The organism is Pseudoalteromonas sp. APC 3224 (genome assembly GCF_030407535.1).
Lineage (GTDB): Bacteria > Pseudomonadota > Gammaproteobacteria > Enterobacterales > Alteromonadaceae > Pseudoalteromonas.
Window position 1 is genome coordinate 1 of record NZ_JASDDF010000047.1, and the last position, 22,343, is coordinate 22,343.

The 22,343-nt window shown below is 39.3% G+C and carries 16 protein-coding genes, 1 other RNA gene and 1 pseudogene; 14 read left to right on the top strand and 4 right to left on the bottom strand.

The features are described 5' to 3' along the window. The first annotated feature begins 330 nt into the window (after positions 1-330). Complete coding sequence (locus tag QL989_RS17595; RefSeq protein WP_290171427.1) at positions 331-2,553, top strand: TonB-dependent receptor; 2,223 nt, start codon at positions 331-333, stop codon at positions 2,551-2,553. 71 nt (positions 2,554-2,624) lie between these two features. Here QL989_RS17595 and QL989_RS17600 read toward each other — a convergent pair whose 3' ends face one another. Then, positions 2,625-2,990 (bottom strand): hypothetical protein, encoded by a 366-nt coding sequence (locus tag QL989_RS17600; protein ID WP_054201674.1) that lies wholly within the window; start codon positions 2,988-2,990, stop codon positions 2,625-2,627. A 49-nt stretch (positions 2,991-3,039) separates the two neighbouring features. On the opposite strand from QL989_RS17600, the gene QL989_RS17605 reads away from it, so the two are divergent. Further along, positions 3,040-3,585, top strand: a complete 546-nt coding sequence (locus QL989_RS17605; RefSeq protein WP_138608262.1) for a GNAT family N-acetyltransferase — start codon at positions 3,040-3,042, stop codon at positions 3,583-3,585. 109 nt (positions 3,586-3,694) lie between these two features. Next, positions 3,695-5,359, top strand: a complete 1,665-nt coding sequence (ggt, locus tag QL989_RS17610; RefSeq protein WP_290171430.1) for a gamma-glutamyltransferase — start codon at positions 3,695-3,697, stop codon at positions 5,357-5,359. A 76-nt stretch (positions 5,360-5,435) separates the two neighbouring features. Here ggt and QL989_RS17615 read toward each other — a convergent pair whose 3' ends face one another. Beyond that, a complete protein-coding gene (locus tag QL989_RS17615; protein ID WP_290171431.1) occupies positions 5,436-6,638 on the bottom strand; it encodes an aromatic amino acid transport family protein in 1,203 nt (400 codons plus the stop codon). Positions 6,639-6,940: 302 nt separating this feature from the next. Next, positions 6,941-7,819 (bottom strand): OmpA family protein, encoded by an 879-nt coding sequence (locus QL989_RS17620; protein WP_290171432.1) that lies wholly within the window; start codon positions 7,817-7,819, stop codon positions 6,941-6,943. Positions 7,820-8,024: 205 nt separating this feature from the next. On the opposite strand from QL989_RS17620, the gene rnt reads away from it, so the two are divergent. Further along, a complete protein-coding gene (gene rnt, locus QL989_RS17625) occupies positions 8,025-8,699 on the top strand; it encodes a ribonuclease T (RefSeq protein ID WP_024602076.1) in 675 nt (224 codons plus the stop codon). Positions 8,700-8,754: 55 nt separating this feature from the next. On the opposite strand, the gene QL989_RS17630 is transcribed toward rnt, so the two are convergent. Next, positions 8,755-10,380, bottom strand: a complete 1,626-nt coding sequence (locus QL989_RS17630) for a FapA family protein (RefSeq protein ID WP_290171434.1) — start codon at positions 10,378-10,380, stop codon at positions 8,755-8,757. Positions 10,381-10,629: 249 nt separating this feature from the next. Here QL989_RS17630 and ssrA point away from each other — a divergent pair. From ssrA to QL989_RS17680, 10 genes and pseudogenes are all read left to right on the top strand, one after another. Beyond that, positions 10,630-10,986, top strand: a transfer-messenger RNA (tmRNA) gene (ssrA, locus tag QL989_RS17635). Positions 10,987-11,185: 199 nt separating this feature from the next. After that, positions 11,186-12,415: an integrase domain-containing protein gene (locus tag QL989_RS17640; protein WP_318249053.1), complete on the top strand. Its 1,230-nt coding sequence runs from the start codon at positions 11,186-11,188 to the stop codon at positions 12,413-12,415. Beyond that, positions 12,408-13,457: a hypothetical protein gene (locus QL989_RS17645; protein WP_290171436.1), complete on the top strand. Its 1,050-nt coding sequence runs from the start codon at positions 12,408-12,410 to the stop codon at positions 13,455-13,457. The genes QL989_RS17640 and QL989_RS17645 overlap by 8 nt, the downstream gene beginning before the upstream one ends. Positions 13,458-13,635: 178 nt before the next feature. Continuing rightward, entirely contained in the window at positions 13,636-13,845 is a 210-nt protein-coding gene (locus tag QL989_RS17650) for an AlpA family phage regulatory protein (RefSeq protein WP_033102939.1), read from the top strand. Then, positions 13,842-14,054 carry a hypothetical protein gene (locus QL989_RS17655; RefSeq protein ID WP_033102940.1) on the top strand — a complete coding sequence of 71 codons (213 nt, stop codon included), beginning with the start codon at positions 13,842-13,844 and terminating at the stop codon, positions 14,052-14,054. Before QL989_RS17650 ends, QL989_RS17655 begins: the two co-directional genes overlap by 4 nt. A 138-nt stretch (positions 14,055-14,192) precedes the next feature. Next, complete coding sequence (locus QL989_RS17660; RefSeq protein ID WP_290171439.1) at positions 14,193-14,813, top strand: inovirus-type Gp2 protein; 621 nt, start codon at positions 14,193-14,195, stop codon at positions 14,811-14,813. Further along, positions 14,814-15,068, top strand: coding sequence for a hypothetical protein (locus tag QL989_RS17665; protein WP_290171440.1), 255 nt, complete (start codon positions 14,814-14,816; stop codon positions 15,066-15,068). It begins immediately after the preceding gene. A 324-nt stretch (positions 15,069-15,392) separates the two neighbouring features. Beyond that, entirely contained in the window at positions 15,393-16,316 is a 924-nt protein-coding gene (locus QL989_RS17670; protein ID WP_290171442.1) for a restriction endonuclease, read from the top strand. 1 nt (position 16,317) lies between these two features. Further along, positions 16,318-17,907, top strand: a pseudogene (locus QL989_RS17675) (class I SAM-dependent DNA methyltransferase); the annotation flags it as partial. A gap of 1,960 nt (positions 17,908-19,867) precedes the next feature. Beyond that, a complete protein-coding gene (locus tag QL989_RS17680) occupies positions 19,868-22,336 on the top strand; it encodes a class I SAM-dependent DNA methyltransferase (RefSeq protein ID WP_290171443.1) in 2,469 nt (822 codons plus the stop codon). Positions 22,337-22,343 lie beyond the last annotated feature (7 nt).

Here is a 22,343-nt window from a genome sequence, read left to right on the forward strand (position 1 = left end):
GGGTGTTTGGATATTGTCATAATCTTAAATAGCTTTAATGTGTTTTTCGCAATAAAGCGCATGTTCAATTAACAAATAATACTGGTGGTAATTAATGTTAAAGTATTAATTTAAAGCTAAATTTGCATTGCTATTTAGGTAAGTTGGCTAAGATTAAAAAGCTAAAAATAAATTTTTACGTAAACTAAAGTTAAATGTACATATTGTAGCGTTTTTGTAATATAATAAACTCCCAGAGGAAAGATGCATCTAACGCATCTTTTTTTATGCCTACAATTTATGTTTACACAGCATAACGCATAATTAAATTAATACCCTTTGGAGAAGACCTTGAAATTACGCACCCTCTCACAGTTAAGTTTAGCGGTTATTGCAGCCCTAACAACTTCCGCAAATGCACAAGAAGCTAAAACGACAGCCAAACAAGACGCGTTTGAAAAAATTGAAGTGACAGCTCGTAAACGTACAGAGAGCTTGTTCGAATCTCCAACTGCGATTACATCAATAGGTGCTAACCTTATTGATAAAGCCAATATGGGTAACTTAGAAGATATTGGTAAATACGTTCCTAACTTAAACATTACTCGTTATGGTGTTGGTAATGCTGCACATGCCTCAGTGTTTATTCGTGGTATTGGTTTGCAAGATCACATTATAACAACCGATCCAGGCGTAGGTGTTTACCTAGATGGTGTTTACTTAGGTCGCCAAATGGGGTCTAACTTATCACTTCCTAATGTAGAGCGAGTTGAAGTTCTACGTGGGCCACAAGGCACACTTTATGGCCGTAACACATTAGGTGGTGCAGTAAACGTAATTACTAAACAACCTGGTGATGAAGGTATTCTAACAACAACCGCTAAAGTGGGCAGTCGTGGTCGAGTTGCGGGTGATATTTACTTTAATAATGCACTAACTAACGATCTAAGCATGTCAGCTAGTGCGTCATACAAACAACGTAATGGGGTAGGTACGGCAGTAAACTTAGCTAACCCTGAAAAAGAAATTGGTGAAGAGCAAGAGTTTAGTGGTCGTATAGCACTTAAATATGAAGCAACTAGTGATTTAGCGTTTACTTTCTCGCTAGATGGCGTTGATAATGAGTCAGGTCAATCACCTTATACTATTGAACTGACAGATTCATTAGATTCAAATGATGTCTTTAATGGCGATTTCCCATTATTAACTGAAGACTTAATTCCTCAAAACCCTGATGATTTAGGCACAACGGTTGCCGGTATTGAGTCAACTTCATATTCTGGTTGGGGTACATCATTTACAGCTGATTGGGCGATTAATAACACATATACAGCCAAGTTTATTTCAAGCTACCGTACTTCTGAGTATGAAGGTGGTTTAGATGATGATGCATCACCACTTAACTTATCAGAGTTCCCAGAAGTGGGCGGTGCAGATCAATACTCTTTTGAACTTCAGCTAAACGCCACGTTTGATAAAATGGACTTTGTATCGGGTCTATACTTCTTTAATGAAGATGGCTTTACTCGCTCTGAAGATTTTGTATTTAGCCCGTTTAATACACCAGATGGTGTGCTAAATGATGGTGTTACTCCGTCATTTGGTGGTTTTGGCTTTTTTGAAATTAATCAAGAAACAAACTCATACGCAGCTTACATTAACGGTAGTTACGATTTAACTGATGATTTAACAATCGGCGGTGGCCTTCGTTACTCAGAAGATAAAAAAGATGCGAATGCTATTTTCCCAACCTTCCCTGAGCGTAAAGACATTAGTGCAGACTTTAATGCAGTGACATGGGACATTAATGCTTCATACCAGCTTAGCAATAATATGAATGTATACGGTCAAGTGCAAAAAGGTTACCAAACAGGTGGTTTCCCACCGCGCCCATTTGGTGGTCCGGATCAGTTTGTATCGTTTGATGAAACCAAAGCAGTTAACTACGAGATTGGTTTAAAAGGCCAGGTACATGAAAATGTATCTATGATGCTTGCAATGTTTGTTACTGACTACACTGATTTAGCACTGCCATTCTCAGATCCAACCGCGGGCGGTGGCTTTGTAACTATCGTTGAAAATGCAGGCCAGTCCAAAGCGCAAGGTATTGAGCTTGAAACCACAATTGCACTAACCGACGACTTTACTATTCGCACTGCAGTAGGTTACTTAGATTCTGAAATTACAGAAGTAGCTGAAGGTGTACAAGGTATTGGTAAAGGTGACTCACCAGCACTGACACCTCGTTGGACGGTGATGGTTGCTCCATCTTACTTTGTTGATTTAAGCAATGGTGGCACGGTTGCATTAAATGCCAACTACTCGTACCGTAGTGAAATGCAAGGTCAGTCAGTTTTCAATAAAAGTGAAACGATTGATTCGCGTGAGCTAGTTGGTTTTAATATTTCTTACACTAATCCATACGGCGATATGGAAGTAACGCTATATGGTGAGAACGTATTAAACGAAGTTTACGATGTAGGTCGCCTGCAGCAAACTGGTTTTGTTGGCGTAATGCGCAGCAATGACCGTAGTGAGTTTGGTTTAAAATTCAAAAAAGACTTTGAACTATAATCCATAATTTACTCTAAAAATAATACAAAAAAGGTAAGCCATGGCTTACCTTTTTTTATGGTTAAAAATAATTAACCTTCTTTATGCTCTTCACGTGCTTGCTCAATTTCTGCTGCAATTTCACGTGCTTTTTGCTTCGTTTTTTCAGTTAGCTCGCCAGCCGCTTCTTTGCTTTTGATCCATGCATCAACAGCTACTTCTTTGCCGTCATCGTACATGTCTAAGCCCATCGCTTTACTCTCTTCGAGTAGCTCATTTAATGACTCGTCATTTTTAAGCTCATTGGTTTTTTCTTTAACGTCGTTCCACGTTTCGTTTAGCTTTTCTTGAACTTCAGCGCTCGTTTGTTTGGCGTCTTGTTTCACTTCGTTGGCATCTTCACACCCTGTTAGTGTAATTAAAGTGCCTAATAATGCTAAACCTGCTAATTTATTCATTGACTATCTCCTTTAGTGAAAAATATATTTCAGAGGTAACTATACAACAATGAAAATGAACATAGCTGTAACAACACGATTAAGTTTTAAATTAATGGACGAAAATGATTGGCAGCAATTATATGAGCTCGATCAAGATCCAGCCGTTATGCAGTATTTAACACAAGGTAAACCCACTTCGCTTGAAGATATAAAAACGAAAGGCATTCCAAGAATGCTTGCGTATAGAAATGAGCAACAAGGTTGGGGGCTATGGCAGGTAACCCTGCGTGAAGGCAATACCTTTATAGGGTGGGTGCTTGTTCGGCCGATGGGATTTTTTTCAGATACGCCTGACTTTAGTGATATTGAAGTCGGCTGGCGATTTAAACAAGCGAGTTGGGGTAAGGGTTATGCAACTGAGGCGGCACAAGCGATTTGCTCAACGATTGAAAAACAGTCGCAAGTAAAGGCAATCAGTGCCACAGCGCTGACCGCCAACGTTGGCTCAATTAACATCATGAAAAAGCTCGGTATGCAGCTACAGCACTATTATATTCATACTGATGATGGCTCAAACTTAACTGCTGCGCTTTATTCAAAGCCGTGCAGTTGAGCTAAAACTTCCTAAGCCTTAAAAATGTAGCATCTAAATATTGACCTGATGTTTGTTACTATGCATTAATGTTTTCCATCAATGTATAAAAATAACCTAAGGATATGGGATGGGAGCACTTTTTTCACCAAGCAAGCTAATTATCAGTAGTATTGTGGTAATACATTTATGTGTTTTTAGTGTAGCGGCTAAACAGAGTGCCGTTGCCATGCCTGACACTTTTAGTGCACATGCTGCAAAAGCTGTGTTAGAGCAGGGGGGGAACGCGGTTGATGCAGCCATTGCAGCACAGTTTGTATTGGCCGTTACGCTTCCCGAGGCGGGTAATATTGGCGGCGGTGGGTTTATGCTTATTCATAAGGATGGGCAAGGTGATTTTATAGATTACCGTGAAACTGCACCGAACGCCGCACATCGTGATATGTATTTAGACGCGCAAGGGCAAGTTATTGCTAATAAATCTATTTATGGTATTCATGCCAGTGGTGTACCGGGTAGTGTTGCTGGTATGTGGCTAGCACATAAGAAGCATGGCACACTTCCTTGGAAAACCTTAGTACAGCCTGCGGTAACATTAGCAGAGCAAGGTTTTGTGGTGCCTGAAAAGTTGGCTCTGTTAATTAAGGGCTATATAGAGCACCTAAACAATAAAAACATTAAAGTAAACTTTGCCAATTATTTTGCAAGCGCTACATCTGGTAAGCTTTTTAAACAACCTGAGCTTGCCGCGACACTCAAACGCATTCGCGATAATGGCCAAGATGGCTTTTATCAAGGTGAAACTGCAACGATCATCGCAAACTTTATGAAGCAACATGGCGGTATTATTACTCAAGATGATTTAAAAAATTACCGCGCAAAGTCTCGCACACCTATAAAAGCTAACTGGAACGGCTATCAAGTGCTTACTTCACCGCCACCAAGCTCCGGCGGTATTGCTATATTACAATGGCTTAAAATGTATGAGCTTAAAAAGCCCATAGCTGCACCATCACATAATTCAGTTGGGTATGTGCACTTGCTTGCTGAAATAGGTAAGCGAGTGTTTGCTGATAGGGCAGAATACTTAGGCGACCCTGATTTTTACCAAGTGCCTACAGCTAAGTTACTTGCAGAAAACTATCTTAAAAACCGCAGCAATAGTATAGATTTAAAGGCCATTTCTACCACTGAAAATATTAAACCGGGTTTAAAAGAAAGCGAACAAACCACTCACTTTTCTATTATTGATAACATGGGGAATGCTGTTGCTAATACCACCACCATCAATTTAGGGTTTGGTAGTGGCGTAGTCGTAGAAGGCGCGGGCTTCATTTTAAATGATGAAATGGATGACTTTAGCGCTAAACCCGGGGTTATGAATGTATTTGGCGCCATTGGCGGAGAAGCGAATGAAATTCAGCCACATAAACGTATGTTAAGCTCTATGACTCCAACCATTTTACTCAGTAATAACAAGGTGAAAATGGTAACAGGGTCGCCTGGAGGCACCACAATTATTAGTTCAGTGTATCAATCAATACTCAATGCGATTGAATTTAATATGAGTGCAAATGAAGTAGTAAATAGCCCGCGTTTTCACCATCAGTTATGGCCTAAAAATGTGATTAGAGCGCACTCGGGTTTGGAGTCCTCAGTAAAGCAACAGCTAATAAAAATGGGTTATACAGTGGATGAGCGTCACTTTGGTGATATGCATGTGATTATCAATAATGATGGCAAATTAGATGCGGCGTCTGAGCAAAGCGGAAGAGGGCAAGCGATAGTATTTTAACGTTAATAATTGCTGCTTTAATGGTATGCACCCCAAAACCATCATTGGGGTGCACACATTAGAACAACTATAGGGGCTAGCCTATAGCCGGTATAAGTCCTGCCATTTGCAGGCATTGTGCGCTAATAATTGAAATGCCACACAAAGCGGCTATGGCCAAACCAATATTACCACTGCGTACTTTATAGCCTTCTTTTTCAATCCCCTGACGCTGCTTGTACACCATGCTAACGGGTAAAAATACTGCCAATATAACCAAAGCAATGGCTGCATAGCCTAATGCCATAATAAATCCTTGCGGGTAAAATAAAGCAAATCCAAGAGGAGGAATAAAAGTAATAAGTGCTGTTTTAATTCTATCAGCCCCCGTGTCTGCTTTTTTGAATGTGTCAGCAAAAAAGTCAAATAACCCCAAGCTTACCCCTAAAAATGACGTTGCTAGAGCTAAGTCGGCAAAGAGTTTAACCGCAGTAGAAACATTGGCGTTATTGGCAATATTGGCCACACTGGCTACAAAACCAGTTAACCCATCGCTTTGTAGTAATTGCTCTTGGCTCATTATGCCTTGGCTTAATACTTGCCAAAATACATAAATAACCAGTGGTAAAGAGGCGCCTGCAATCATAACTTTGCGCAAGGTTTTTATATCAAGCCCGACATATTTAACAATAGAAGGAATTGAGCCATGAAAACCAAAAGAGGTGAATACCACCGGGATAGCCGACAGTATCAGCCCTTGCTCAACAGGCATTTCCAATAAGTGTTGGCCATGTACATAAGGTGTTAGCATATAAAACAAGCTAGCCAAAACTACTATTTTTACACTAAATAGTACTCGGTTAAGCTTATCAACTTTGCTAGTACCCAAAGTCACTACACCTGCAATCAATACGGCTAAAATAACGGAGCCTAATTGTGGAGCAATACTAAGATTAAACCCAGTATTAATGCGCTCTTGTAGCTGAGCACCACCACCGGCTATGTAAGCAGCGCACAGTGCATAAAATAAGAATATCATCGAAAAGTTAGCTACATACTGGCCACGTTTACCAAGCCAAAGCTTAGCCAGTGTATTTAAGGTGGCGTCGCGAGGGGCATATTGGTGAAGCTCCAACATAAGCAATGCAGTGTAGGTCATTAGTAACCAACACCCTACAATTAACACCATTGCCGTATTAAATCCCAGTCCCGCAGAGGCAATGGGTAGGGCAAGCATACCTGCACCTATGGTGGTTCCTGCAACAATTAACATGCTACCTATTGTTTTATTTTTAAGCACTTAATGATCCTGATCAAACGTGAGAGACACGCAAGATATAACTAGTTGTGCAAAACTTAAATAGTTTTGTCATAAAAGAGACAAAATAAAATGTAATCTTCTATTTACAACTGTATTAAAAAAGCCAAAATCATCAAGAAATGAAATTTAACTTATTAATATAAATGAAAAAATAAAAAGCCAAATGTTAATAACTAAATGGCAGAGTATTGTTTTTTAACAATAGAGGCATGATTAAATTGATAGGTATTGACCGAAAGTGCTTAAATTACACATTCGGCCATTAAAGGAGAGAGCTTAACTTACATTTTTGCTATTTGAATAACCAAGCGACGGTTTTTATCACGGCCTAAAATATTATCATTGGTGTCTACAAAGCGTTTTTCACCAAAACCTTCAGTAACCACTTTAGTTTCATCAACACCTAAGCTAACCATGTAATCTTTAATAGCCTTAGCGCGGGTTCTAGATAAATCGAGGTTATTCCAGCGGCCACCGTAACTATCGGTATAGGATGCAATACTGATTGACTCTATACTGGGGTCGTTTTTTAAATACTCAGCAATTTTATCAAGGCGTTGTTGCGATGACTTAGTTAACTTACTGCTATTCGATTCATAATTCATTATAGTGAACGAAATATCTTCAAAATTGTATGGCAGCAATTCGTCTCGGCATTGTAAAAATGCCCAATACGCTTGCTTAAAGTTAACATTAGACATACCCACGGCAATTTTATCGGCACTATTTTGCCAGTCTTGGTAGTAAAAAGTGGGTTGGTTGCCTTTTTCAAGCTCAGTCAGTATTTCCCATGCTGTTTTATTACCTAATTCACCATCAAACTTTTTAAGTAATTTCATATCAGCAATATCACGGGCAGGGCGGCCTGCTCGCCAGCTAGGTGGTACCGCTTTTAAACCGGCAATCGCGTAATTTTCTGGGCGCACCACCATGTCTAAATTAAAAGTGAGATCTTTGTTTTTACTTGCTGATGCTTTAAAAACAGCTTCACCATAGTAGGGAACTTCATGATTTAATTGGCATTGCAAGCGAGTTGTTTTAACCAAGTTCCAGTTTGAATTATCTTGGTTAGCCGTGTACTGGCGCATTGCTGCAGTTGTATTCAAACTATACAGCACACTACTAATGCCTAGGCTAATAAATAACAACTTACACTTCATCGAGAATTCTCCAGTTATCTAGCTCTGCCAAAAAAGTGACAAAAACCGTAAAATATTACGCAACAGCAAATAATTCAGCGTAAACGCTAATTACAAAGCAAGTAACATGCCTATAGTTTAACTGTAATTAATCAATAAATCCCCTAGCCGACAGGCCATCAATTTTGACATAATAGACAGCTAATCCCTATAAACCAAGAATACTATGGCAAATACTGAGCAAACACTTTTCGCGCAACGCTTTCGTGGCTTTTTTCCTGTGGTTATTGATGTTGAAACCGCCGGTTTTAACAAAGAAACCGACGCACTACTAGAAATTGCAGCATCCGTCTTAAAAATGGATGACGAAGGACTGCTTAGTATCGATCATACCGTTCATTTTCATGTGCAACCGTTTGAGGGTGCAAACATTGAACAAGCCGCCATTGAGTTTAATGGGATTGAGCCTTTTTCAGCACTTCGAGGGGCAGTCCCTGAAGAAGAGGCGATTAAAGAAATTTGTAAAGTAGTGCGCAAAGCGCAAAAAGCCGCAGGGTGTCAGCGCTCTGTGGTGGTTGCTCATAATGCCGCTTTTGACCATGGCTTTTTAAATGCCGCTATTGAGCGTAATAACATCAAGCGCACACCATTTCATCCGTTTGTTAGTTTTGATACCACATCACTTGCGGGTTTGGCATTAGGGCAAACAGTATTAGCTAAAGCGTGCCGAGCAGCAGGAATAGAGTTCGATAACAAACAAGCACACTCTGCGTTATACGATACAGAACGCACCGCTGAATTATATTGTTTAATTGTTAATCGTTGGCAGCAACTAGGTGGTTGGCCACTTGCTATAGATGAAACACAACAGAGCGAAGACGAAGCAAGCAACCAAGATTAAGTTCACAATAGTGAATACTTACTTTGTGGGGCTGAGTCAGTCTTAATAAGCGTTATTAAAACGATTGCGTTATTTTACCTTCACTATGAGTGATTAAATGTGGTGGGTAATTACGCGAAAAGCTAATTGATTCTCGTGCAATTTTAAGCTCTACCCCAGGGTGCATAAGCTCATTAACTTTTAAGCGACTGAGCGCTAAAAGCTGCGTCATTTTCTTTCTTAGCAACTGCTTTTGCTGATTGATGCTGGCGCTTCGGTTTGCTATGTGTTCTTCATTCGTTGTTATTTTATTCAAAAATTGCTGACGCTGTGCGCTTGCAACTTGTTTATTAATTCGCTGACGCGCTTGCTGTAGTTCAATTGACTTACTGATTAAAACTTTTTCAAAGTCAGTGATTTGCGCTTGTTTTTGTTTTAGCACATACCATCGCTGTGCGATGCAAACACGGGTTTTAGTTCCTGCTGGTGCGCCCAATTCACCTGTTTCAATGCGCATTGCGTCTAGAATATGGCCACCAATAATTTTACCTTTAGGATCTTTTGCGCTGCCCACCCTAATTAAATTTCCAGCACTCAAGTCACAATGTAATGATTGGCGATCTATTAGTAAGTTTTGATCCGTTTTTATGTCACAGTATTGAGAGTAACCAAGCGCAACGGTTCGTTTAGCTAAAATAGAACAGGTAAATGGCTCATCGGCTTCTCGCTTTCTGCCAATTGCACCCTTTACTATTGTGATAGCACTATCACTTTTGAGCTGCGCCGATTCAACAAAGCCTAAAACAGTAATATCGCCGCTGGCGGTCACGCGCATGCCATCTTTTATATCACCACTGACTATAATACTGCCATCAAATTCAACATGCCCAGTACTTGGATCAATATTGTGAAAGCATAAAACATCATCAACACGCATACCACGGGGAAGGGCAACCGGTACGCCAGTACAGTCGGCAATTAATAAGTTGGGGTTGTCAGACGCAATTTTAGTGCCGTCAAAAGGTTGTAATTTATGTTCTTTGCCGGAGGTTGCAGTTAGTACATCACCAAACACAGTAAACCCATCAACCCCCGGTGTTGCTGGAATGCGCCGCATTAATTCACAACCAGGTTTTACGGTAATAATATCACCTAGGTTTCTCATATCGACTTTACCACCGCCTTTAGCTTGCGGGCTAAGTACGCGGTCTTGCGCTGTGCAGCACAGACGCACAAATTTGGCATCGTTACCTACTTTAGGTGCACGGCCAAAAGCGACTTCGGCGCAATGCGTGCTTCCTGGGGAGTGTTCGAACTGTTGCGCCAATAACTGTTCTAATGCATGAGAGCTAATGCCTTTTACAACCCCTGCTTGTGAGAACTCTTCAATCGCTTGTTCCATGCTGAGCAATTTACCGCCCTTGGCAGTAATAAGGGTAGCTTCAACGAGCATATTCTTTTCATCGATGTTTATGGTTAGCTTTGCATCAATGGCTTGAGCAATTACTAAAGAGGGGGCTTCTTCGGCGTTATTTTGAGCAAACAGCTTACCAATATTACCAGCAATAACCTCACACTCGCAATATTCTGACTGGCCAATTAATTCAATAAGCTGTGTCGCTGTTGAGGCTAAACCTGAAACATGAGGGTGTGAAACTAAAGAGATATACCCCGTTTGCTCATCAAAAGAAAAAACCGACATTTATAAATCCTCTAGGTAATATGTCTGTTATTATTTTTTATAATTTATTAGACCAAGGTCTAGCCTTGCATTTGAGCATAAAGCACCATCATTGTTAAGTAATTGTTTCTTAATTGTCCAATATTTTACATTTACATGTGTGTTTGATGCATGATTAACCAACCAATAAAATAAAACGCCTAAGGTGTTGAGTATTCGTAGGTTACTCGGTTATACTGCTTGGACACTCTGAATGAGTAACCTTATTCAGGGGCTGATTAGGATTCGACGGAATTCAAGAAGCCCGAGGTGCATGTCGAGGTGCGGTTTGCCTCGTAAAAAAGCCGCAATTTAAAGTAATCGCAAACGACGATAACTACTCTCTAGCAGCTTAGGCTGGCTAGCGCTCCTTCCATGTATTCTTGTGGACTGGATTTTGGAGTGTCACCCTAACACCTGATCGCGACGGAAACCCTGGCCGGGGTTGAAGCGTTAAAACTAAGCGGCCTCGCCTTTATCTACCGTGTTTGTCCGGGATTTAAAGGTTAATTAAATGACAATACTAAACATGTAGTACCGACGGTCGAGGCTTTTCGGACGGGGGTTCAAATCCCCCCAGCTCCACCAATTCTCTGTTCGATAACATCCGAACAGATACAGGAAACCCGCTAACCACATAGGTTAGCGGGTTTTTTATTGCCTGTAATATCCCAAGATGTTTACCTACATCCAGTATTTTTAGTACCATGGTTAGTACCATAGCACTTAGTTGTGAAGATTCTATGGTACTAAAACTCAGAAAGCCTTGAATCCACTGGGCTAGAACATGGTATACATAAAAGAAATGGCCAGAACTGTAAAACCCCTCAACGATACGCAAATTAAGCAAGCTAAGCCTAAGGAAAAGGAATATTCACTTTCAGATGGCAATGGTCTTCAATTATCTATAAGGCCAAATGGTACTAAAAGTTGGATATTTAAGTACTACAAACCATTCACTAAAAAAAGAACAAACCTTTCTTTTGGACAATATCCTCAAATTACGCTCGCGGCAGCTAGAACAAAAAGAGAAGAGGCGCGTGGACACCTTGCAAATGAAGTCGACCCTAAAGAGTATAAAGAGCAGCAATTTTTACAAGAAACACAATCACGCTTAAATACATTAGAGAAAGTCGCACTGGACTGGTTTGAGCTTAAAAAGACCACAGTTTCATCTAATTATGCAGAAGATGTGTGGAATTCACTTGAAAGGCATATATTCCCAACCTTAGGTCAACGTCCTCTAAATAGTCTTACTGCAAAACTTGCTATCGATACAATTAAGCCTATTGTAGCCAAAGGTGCGCTTGAAACAGTTAAAAGGTTATGCCAACGATTAAATGAGATCATGGTTTATGCGGTTAATACGGGAGTAGTAGAGCATAACTCATTGGCGGGTATTAAAGCTGCTTTTCAAACCCCAATAAAAAAACCTATGGCTACCATAGGGAGTGAAAGATTACCGGAATTTATGGAAGCTCTTTCAAGGGCAAGTATTAAGTTTACAACTCGCTGCTTAATTGAATGGCAGCTGCATACAATGGTAAGGCCAAGTGAAGCTGCAATGGCTGAGTGGTCTGAAATTGATTTTGAAAATAAGTTATGGATATTACCTGCTGAAAAAATGAAGATGTCTAAAAGCCATAAAGTACCTTTAACATCAAGTACGCTACGCATACTCGAATTAATGAAGCCAGTTAGTGGTCATCGTGATTATATTTTCCCAGCCGACAGAGAGCCAAGAAACCATACAAACCCTCAAACGGCTAATGCTGCAATCAAACGTATGGGCTTTAAAGGTGAGCTAGTTGCTCATGGTTTGAGATCGCTTGCTAGTACAATACTAAATGAGACTAAACAATTTGATTCAGAGTTAATAGAAGTTGCATTGGCTCACCAAGAGAAAAACGAAATTAGGGCTGCATACAATCGTGCTGAGTATGTTGAAAACCGAAGGGAAATAATGAGCTGGTGGAGCAACTACATAAATGCGGCAAAGGTAGCAGCAAATGTTTGATAAATTAACTCAATTTAATGCTATCAATTTTGAATCTCCAAACCTATTAATTAAAAATGAGGATTTTGATAGCTCTGAATCATTGTTAGACCTGATCGATAGAATTCAAGCTAACTTTAACGCTCTTAAAAACAATACATTAATAACACAATTTGATGAACTCCACTTACTGGGGATTACCCAAACTGAGGCTGAGAGTAGAATTAGTGAGTTATATAAATCAATAAAAGATAAAAATGATTTAAAACCTACTGAGTTAATTGCACTGGGGGAGTTAATCGGTGAGTTAAATGCACTTAATCGATATGCAAAAAGTTTGATGTATCATCAAAAAATCTTAGAAAAAGGAAAAAGGCTTGGCAACATAAATAGTTTAAAAACATTAGCCTACCTTCGAACTGTAAATGAGTTTCACAGGATGTTGATGAAGAAAGAGGTATATAAAAATTTTGATGATTGGTCTGTTATTTCTGCGATAGACCTCTTTCTAAGAAAGAATCTTAAGCCTGAATACTTAATATCGGAACACAAATCAACACAAAAAATAGCAAAATATCTCAACATTAAATTGAAGAGAGGTAAAAGAAGTGCTGAGCAGGAAAAGTACCGAGATGAGATCTTATCCTATTTTAATCAAAATTTTTCTGCTGAAGATTGTATTGATTTGAATCAATCATATGAAAATATAGAGAACCAAAAAATCAAAGAGGACGCTTTTATAGAAGAAAAAGGCATCCTTAATTATGCCTTAACTGTAGCTGAGAAAGTGGTGAAAACAAAAGAGTTTAAAGTGTTAAAGGCTAATGTCAGCTTAGATGTATTAGTCAAAAGGCTTGTTAAAGAATTAACTAAAAAATTTGGAGTATCGTCTTTTTCTATGGAGGATGAGGCTGTATATACTAGTAACCTTCGCTCTAAAATCCCACATATGGAACCTTATTATTTCAAATACAACATAAAGCCTAGAAAGTTATATTCTATTCATGAAAGTAAGTTAGATGAAATAGTATTTAAAGTATTTAAAAACACTCCTTTCAAATAGTATAAATATCTTCAGGTTGCTCATCATTTAACGTGTAGCTTTAAATGGAGCTTTTATATAGGAGCTCCATTTTTAGAGTTGTTTTCAATATTTATAATCCTTCCCGTACTTAAGCGAACGTTATGGTTCGCTTCAACAATTAATGGGACATTGATCCTTAAATAACAGGAATAACATTATGAATTTGAATGCTCTATTAACAGACAATAAAAGAATTCTTCGTATTGGTGATGTACAAATTTTAACAGGCTTACCTCGTACTACCATCTATAACTTACAGGCTAAAGGCGAGTTTCCTCAAAGTATCAAACTTGTACAAAGTGGAAGGTCTATGGGCTGGCAATATAGCGATGTTATCAATTGGATTGATTCAAAGGTACAGGCGTGAAGTTTTTAAATAAGCGAGAAATCAAAATCGCAGATGAAGAGATTTTTATTTCAAAAGTAGCGGTACAAAACTACTTTGGTATTTCGTCTTATCTATTAGGCCAGTTGGTGATGGGTGGGGCACTTTCAGAGCCTGTTAAGTTAGCACCAAAGGTCACTGGATGGCCATTAAATGAGGTTAAGCGAATTAGTCTTAATGGGATGGTTTAGGACGTAAAGGAATGTTATTTAAATGAAACAACCCTTTTATGTAGCCGTTATTTACTTACGAGAACAGTAATGGCGTGGCTAAGAGGGTTGTTGCAGTGCAGGTATTTGATAATATTTAGGAAAAATTTAGGAAAAGCGATGGCATCACAGTTAGTCGAAAATTTAAAAGAAAAATATGGTGTAGAAATTTATTATCATAAAGCATCTGAAGAGTCTTATGTGGCTTTTGAAATAATGAATTTTACAGATGGTTATTATAATGAAATTGTAGACTCGACAATTAAGCAGTTAGACACCATGCTATGTTACTTTTCTAAAGTATTGGTATTGAGGCTAGATTTAAGGCTTAAAAGCTACAGTGCTAATAATAAGGTGATGTCGCAGTTTAGTAGTTGTATGTTGCAAAAAATAAAAAAAATATACGGTAAAGTTGCTTACATATGGGTTAGGGAAAAAGCCAAAGCATCCCAGCAACACTATCATATAGCCTACTTTTTGAATGGCCATAAAATAGCGTATCCGAGCAAATTGATCGATTTACTCAAGGTAATTTGGGAAAGGGTATCAGGTGGGGGCTCACTATCCGCTATTAAAAACTGCTTTTACCAGCTGTCTACAAATCAAGAAGATTTTTATGAAACCTTCAAAGAGGTTCTTTACAGACTTAGCTATCTTGCAAAGTGTTACTCCAAAAGGCGAGTCTCACAATCAGTAAAAAATTATTCTTCAAGTAGACTTGAATATAATGAGGGCTGCTAAATGGCTAGAGGCGGTAAAAGAAAAGGCGCAGGGGCACCAAAGGGCAACAAAAATGCTTTTAAGCATGGTGGCAGAGCTAAGGTAATGCATGGTATACCTTTAGATAAAGATCTATCTGACTTTGAATATAAAGCCTTATGCTTAGTGCAGTTAGAAACGCTCAAAAAGCTCAATAAAGATAACGATTACGAATCCAGACTTCTAATTTATAAACATTTTATGAGGTATAAAGGCACTTTGTCGTTCGACTTTTAAGGATTTAGCTGGGCTTGGTACACAGCAGAGTCGCTTTAACACGGTAAAATAAAAAAAGGAAAGTAACCGATCAAGCTACCAAACAATCAAAAGTTGGTTGCATTGTAATTTAAAATCAAGTGCTTAGGTTTTTTTAACTAGCCTCGTTTAAATTTTAAAAAGGTGATCGCTCTTATATTCGATCACCTTTGGTACTCAACTTTATGGTTTAACTATCATGTAACAGTTAAACCAGAGTTTGCTTTGATAAATAGCATAACTTTATATAGTATCCTTATATACATTAATGGATTAGCCTCACTCCTAGGCTGTAAAGGAATACTTGTGTCACTCCCTGATTACCAATCTTTTATGACCCCGTTGCTAGCATGTTTAGCCAATGGTAAAACCGTTAAACTGCGTGATATTGATGCCGATGTTTACCGTAAACTTGAGCTTAGTGCCGAGCAATTAAAGCTCCGCATACCGAGTGGCAAGCAAACCTGTGCTTATCATCGCTTGGGGTGGGCTAAAACTTACTTAGTCCAAGCGGGTTTAATAGAGCAACCTAAAAGGGCTTTTTGTAAAATTACACAAAAAGGGCTAGCTGCAATAGCGTCAGGCGAGCCAATCAATAACCAATACTTAAGTAAGTTCGATGCTTTCCTCGATTTTAAAACACGCTCTAAAGACGCAAACGAGCCCATACAAGTAAACACCACCAGCATAGTAAGTAATAACTCAGATAAAACCCCTGAAGAGCTTATAGAGGCCGCAGTCGATACCCTCAATACGAACCTAAGTGACGAAATTTTAAAAGCAGTGTTAGTAGCCTCCCCCGTATTTTTTGAAAACCTAGTAGTTGATTTAATGCTCGCCATGGGTTACGGCGGGTCGCGTAAAGATGCAGATCAAGCCACTCAATACACGCAAGATGGTGGTATTGATGGTGTAATCAAAGAAGATAAACTTGGCCTTGAAATGATATACTTGCAGGCCAAGCGTTATACTAATAAAACAGTTGGCCGCCCAGATATACAAGCCTTTGCAGGTGCGCTTGATATGCACCGTGCTAAAAAGGGCGTTTTCATTACCACCAGCAGCTTTAGTAAAGATACCCTTGAATATGTCGGCATGATAGAAAAACGCATAGTGCTGGTGGATGGGGCACAACTAACCGAACTCATGCTTACTCATAATTTAGGCGTAAGCATAAAACACGTATTTGAAGTAAAAGCGCTCGATAGCGATTATTTCATGGAAGATTAAGATGACAATTAATAATAACTTTTCTCAAACTGCAGCCTTTATTTGGTCAGTAGCTGACTTACTTCGCGGTGACTTTAAGCAGTCTCAATATGGCCGTGTTGTTTTACCCTTTACCTTACTACGCCGCCTTGAGTGTGTGCTTGAGCCAAGTAAAGCTGATGTGATTACTCAAGTCCCAAAAGTTGATGAAGTGAGTAATAATCTAATAGCGAGCGGAAAAGCTGCTCTAGATGAACTTCAAAGAGAAAAGATGCTTTTAAGAGCTACAAACGGCTTAACCTTTTTTAATACCTCGCCTATGGATTTAGGAAAAATGGGGCAGGGTGATATTAAAGCCAACCTTGAACGTTATATTCAATGTTTTTCAGCTGATGCTCGCGAGATATTTGAGCACTTTAAGTTTGATGAGTTTATAGGTTTGTTAGACGATGCCAACTTACTCTTTAAAGTCGTTAAAAAATTCGCTACAACTGACTTGAGCCCGCAAGCTATATCAGACCACGATATGGGTTTGGTGTTTGAAGAGTTAATACGTCGCTTTGCTGAAAGCTCTAATGAAACCGCAGGAGAGCACTTTACCCCTCGCGACATCGTGCGTTTAACTACCTCTCTGGTATTTATGGAAGACGATGAGGCTCTAACCAAAGAAGGGATTATTCGCACCATTTACGACCCAACAGCAGGCACAGGCGGCTTTTTATCATCAGGGATGGAATATTTATACGAGCTTAACCCTAATGCGGTTGTGCATGCATTTGGTCAAGAGCTAAACCCAGAGTCTTACGCGATATGTAAAGCCGATATGCTTATTAAAGGGCAAGACGTTAGCCGTATTAAACTAGGTAATACTTTATCGAATGATCAGTTAGCAGTAGGTAAGTTTGATTACATGCTGTCTAACCCGCCATTTGGGGTCGATTGGAAAAAGATTGAAGGCGATATTAAAAACGAACATACATTAAAAGGTTCTGACGGTCGCTTTGGCGCAGGTCTACCAAGAGTGTCAGACGGTTCGTTGCTGTTCTTATTGCACATGATAAGTAAGATGCGAGACACTACCTGTATTGAAGGAAATATCAGTGATGGTGGTCGTATTGGTATTATCTTAAATGGCTCACCAATGTTTAGTGGTGGAGCAGGAAGTGGTGAGAGTAAAATCCGTCGTCATATTCTCGAAGCCGACTTATTAGAAGCCATTATCGCTTTGCCAACAGATATGCACTATAACACGGGCATTGCGTCTTACATCTGGATTATTTCCAATAAGAAAGAAGCAAAACGAAAAGGTAAAGTGCAACTTATTGATGCTTCGAACTTGTACGGTCGAATGCGTAAGTCATTAGGATCTAAACGTAACTTAATAAGTGATGACGATATAAAAACCATCACTCGTGTCTATGGTGAGTTTGAGGTGATAGACGCGCGACCTGTAGATAAGCCCCTCTCTTCACAAGGACAAGAAAACTCTAACCGAGGCCGTCAGTTAGATGCTGTTAAAACAGAGACACCAAAACCCTTCGCTAGTAAAATTTTCAATACATACCAGTTTGGCTATCGCCGTTTAACCATTGAACGGCCGCTACGTTTGTCTGCACAAATCACCGACCAAAATTTGGAGTCATTACGCTTTGCACCTAAGCCATTTGATGCAGTGATGAAGTCTGTTTATGACTTGTTTGAAACTAAATGGACTGAGGAAACATATGGAGATTTAAAATCTTATGAGGAAGAAGTCCGTATATTTGTAAAATCAGACTTCCCTGAACTGAAAGAAAAGCAAATTAAAGACCTACTTGATAGAAAAATTTGGCTAAACCAAAAAACATTAATGGAAAAAGCTGAAAAGCTAAAAGCAGAGGTTGGCACTGAGAGAGAAAACGATTTTAATCAGTTTGAAATGAACCTTAGAAAAGCTTGTGAAACTACTGGCATTAAGTTTTCATACAAAGAAAGGAAACAATTTCTTGAAGTGATAACATGGAAAAGCCAAGATGCCGAACCTGTAATTAAAAAGGTAATAAAAGAGGCTGCAAATCCTATTTATGGATTATTCAACTACAAGGGGAAAGTTGTTGAGTTTGAGCAAGACAGTGACCTACGTGATTTTGAAGATGTTCCTATATTATCTGGTCTAACAGCTTTTGAACTTGCTAAAAAATATTTCTTAAGTGATGTAAAGCCTCATGCAGAAGATGCATGGTTAAACGGATGCAAAAAAGACGATATAGATGGTCAGCTAGGCGTTGTTGGTTACCGAATAAATTTCCAGTCATATTTTCAAAAGATTCACCCAAGAGATAAACTCCTTCAAGGAAATATATTTCGACTGAAGGAACTTGTGCGCCTTAGCAATACAGGAGCTTATATCATTGAACCCTTCAATGGTATGGCTAATGAATTTTCCGGACTGAGTGAACAGCGGAAAAAATTGAAACCAGCACGCTTTGATTTCTATCAGGAGAAACTTCTTCCTGATTTTTATAATATTTTTATAAAGCTTGAAGAAGGAAAAGATTGGCTCGACGGAAACTTTATGCCCACAGTTTCAGGAGTAAGAAATGTAGCTATGTCTACTTGGTTAAATACTCGTATTTCAATACCAACGATAGGAAATCAGTCAAAATTAATAGACTTATGGGAAGAGTGTGAAGCTGTTTTGAACCGAGTTAATTTGCTTAAGAGCTCCATATTACGTGACTTTCAGTCTGCCCAAGAGCAGTTATCACCATATCAAAGTGTTACGAGTCGATATGAACAAGAGTTTTCTTCTATGTTACCGACTCCACTTGCAATACTGTGGGAACTTGCTGAATCGAAATTTAACGAAAGAGAGAGAAGCGAGGAATACATAAAGTTCTTTGAATATCTTGGGTTGTATTTAATTTCAATTATATTTGGAGAAAAAAAGCCGCATAAGAATACTTTTTGCACCAAAAAAGGTGAGTTTAAAAGTTTAACAATGGCTTTTGGCTACAATCGTCTTGCTGAAAATATAGGAAGTATAAGATCAGATCGTGGAGCTGTAAGTTTAATATGTCGTAGTGAGATAATTGAATTACTTCGTGAAGCTACACAATTAAGGAATGATATAGCGCACCGAGGCTTACCTTCTGCCGCAGCTGTTAAAAAAGCAAAAGAGAATGCTCAACGTTTAATTAAAACAATGCTGCTTGAGCTTCGAGAGTTTTTTGAAACGACAACTCTTATAAAGGCAATACAAGCCAAATATGATGGAAGCGAGTTCTTAAATGAAGTAGAGGTTCTAAAAGGTTTAGGACTTAACCCAAGCAGGACAGCACAGCTCAAGACCTCTGAGCCGATGATCTCGGAGGTATTGTATTTAGCACATGGGGAATTATCCATAGAGGAAAATGTAAGAGTTACTCAATTATTCCCACTGATGGTGATGCATGAAACTTTACCAGATAGTGAGATAATGGGGTTTTATTACTACAGCGATGAACATGATGGTAAGTTGCGTTTTGTTTGTCCTTACCCAAACGTTGAAACTTACAAATTTTTCGAACAAAAATTATTAAAAGATAACTTAGATGAATAAACAAAATTTTTCTCAAACTGCTGCTTTTATTTGGTCAGTAGCTGACCTTCTTCGCGGCGACTTTAAACAGTCTCAGTATGGCCGTGTTATTTTACCCTTTACCTTATTACGTCGCCTTGAGTGTGTGCTTGAGCCAAGTAAAGCTGATGTGATTACTCAAGTCCCAAAAGTTGATGAAGTGAGTAATAATCTAATAGCGAGCGGAAAAGCTGCTCTAGATGAACTTCAAAGAGAAAAGATGCTTTTAAGAGCTACAAACGGCTTAACCTTTTTTAATACCTCGCCTATGGATTTAGGTAAAATGGGGCAGGGTGATATTAAGGCTAATCTTGAGCGTTATATTCAATGCTTTTCAGCTGATGCCCGCGAGATATTTGAGCACTTTAAGTTTGATGAGTTTATAGGTTTGTTAGACGATGCCAACTTACTCTTTAAAGTCGTTAAAAAATTCGCTACAACTGACTTGAGCCCGCAAGCTATATCAAACCACGATATGGGTTTGGTGTTTGAAGAGTTAATACGTCGCTTTGCTGAAAGCTCTAATGAAACCGCAGGAGAGCACTTTACCCCTCGCGACATCGTGCGTTTAACTACCTCTCTGGTATTTATGGAAGACGATGACGCCCTAACCAAAGAAGGGATTATTCGCACCATTTACGACCCAACAGCAGGTACTGGCGGCTTTTTATCTTCAGGTATGGAGTATGTTCACGAGCTTAACCCGAATGCGGTTATGCGTGCATTTGGTCAAGAGTTAAATCCAGAGTCTTACGCTATATGTAAAGCCGATATGCTTATTAAAGGGCAAGACGTAAGCCGTATTAAACTCGGTAATACTTTATCGAATGATCAGCTAGCAGTAGATAAGTTTGATTACATGCTGTCTAACCCACCATTTGGCGTGGATTGGAAAAAGATTGAAGGCGATATTAAAGACGAACATACCATTAAGCGCTTTGATGGCCGCTTTGGCGCTGGCTTACCAAGAGTATCAGACGGCTCATTGCTATTTTTAATGCACCTTATTAGTAAAATGCGCGATGCATCCTCCTCTGCAAATGATTCTAACAGCGGCGGGCGTATTGGTATTATTCTAAATGGCTCACCTTTATTTACGGGCGGTGCAGGTAGCGGCGAAAGTGAGATTCGTCGTTATATTTTAGAGTCTGACTTACTTGAGGCAATTATTGCCTTACCGACTGATATGTTTTACAACACAGGTATTGCTACCTATGTATGGGTGCTCTCTAATAAAAAAGCGCAGCAACAAAACCCAGAGCGTAAAAACAAGGTTCAGCTAATTAATGGCGCTAACCTATGCGGTAAAATGCGTAAATCGCTTGGTTCTAAACGTAATATCATGAGCGAAGACGACATTAAAGTTATCACTCGCAGCTTTGGTAACTTTGCACAAGTAGAAACAACAACGCTTGAAGAGCTAGGTTTAGCTAAACCAACAGAGGCTAAAAGTAGCCGAGGTCGCCAAGCGACTAACCCAAAAGCCGATGTAGCAAAAACCTTTGCCAGTAAAATATTTAATACCTATGAGTTTGGTTATCGCCGTATCACCATAGAGCGCCCACTTAGGTTATCAGCGCAAGTAACTGATGAAGCTATTGCATCCCTGCGTTTTGCACCAAAACCTTATAATGCCACCATGATGGCGCTCTATGATAAGTTTGGCGCACAGTGGGCTACTGACGACTCGGGTAATAGTCAATATGGCGATTTGAGCGCCGTTGAAATTGAAGCCAGAGCTATTATTAAAGCCGACTTCCCAGAGCTGAAAGAAAAGCAAATCAAAGATGTACTAGAGCCTAAGCTGTGGTTATTGCAAAAATCCCTTATGGAAAAAGCGCAGCAGTTACAAACACAGTTAAGTGATACTGCTGGTGGCAAGCAGCTGCAATCAGACGACTTTAACCAGTTTGATATTACCTACACACAAGCGCTTAAAGCCTTAGATATTAAGCTCGATACTAAAGAGAAAAAACAACTACTCGATGTCATTACCTTTAAAAACCCAGATGCAGAATGCGTGGTTGATAAAGTATTCAAAGATCAGGCAGACCCAATGTATGGAGCATTTGAATACAAAGGTGATGTTAAAAAGTGGCAAGGGAAAGTAGTAACTTATAAGCAAGATGGCGACTTACGCGATAACGAAAACGTGCCGTTAAAAGAAGCTTATTTAAATGGTTCAGCTCAGCCAAGTATTAGTACAACCCAAATGGTTGAAAACTACTTTAACCGCGAAGTAGCCCCGCACGTAAGCGATGCATGGATTAACGACACCAAGTGTGATGATAAAGACGGCGAGCTAGGTATAGTAGGTTACGAAATACCCTTTAACCGCCACTTTTATGAGTACCAACCACCACGCGATTTAGCTGAGATTGACGAAGAGCTTGATGCCGTGAGTAGCGATATAATGAAGCTGCTGCAAGAGGTACACTCGTAATGGAATA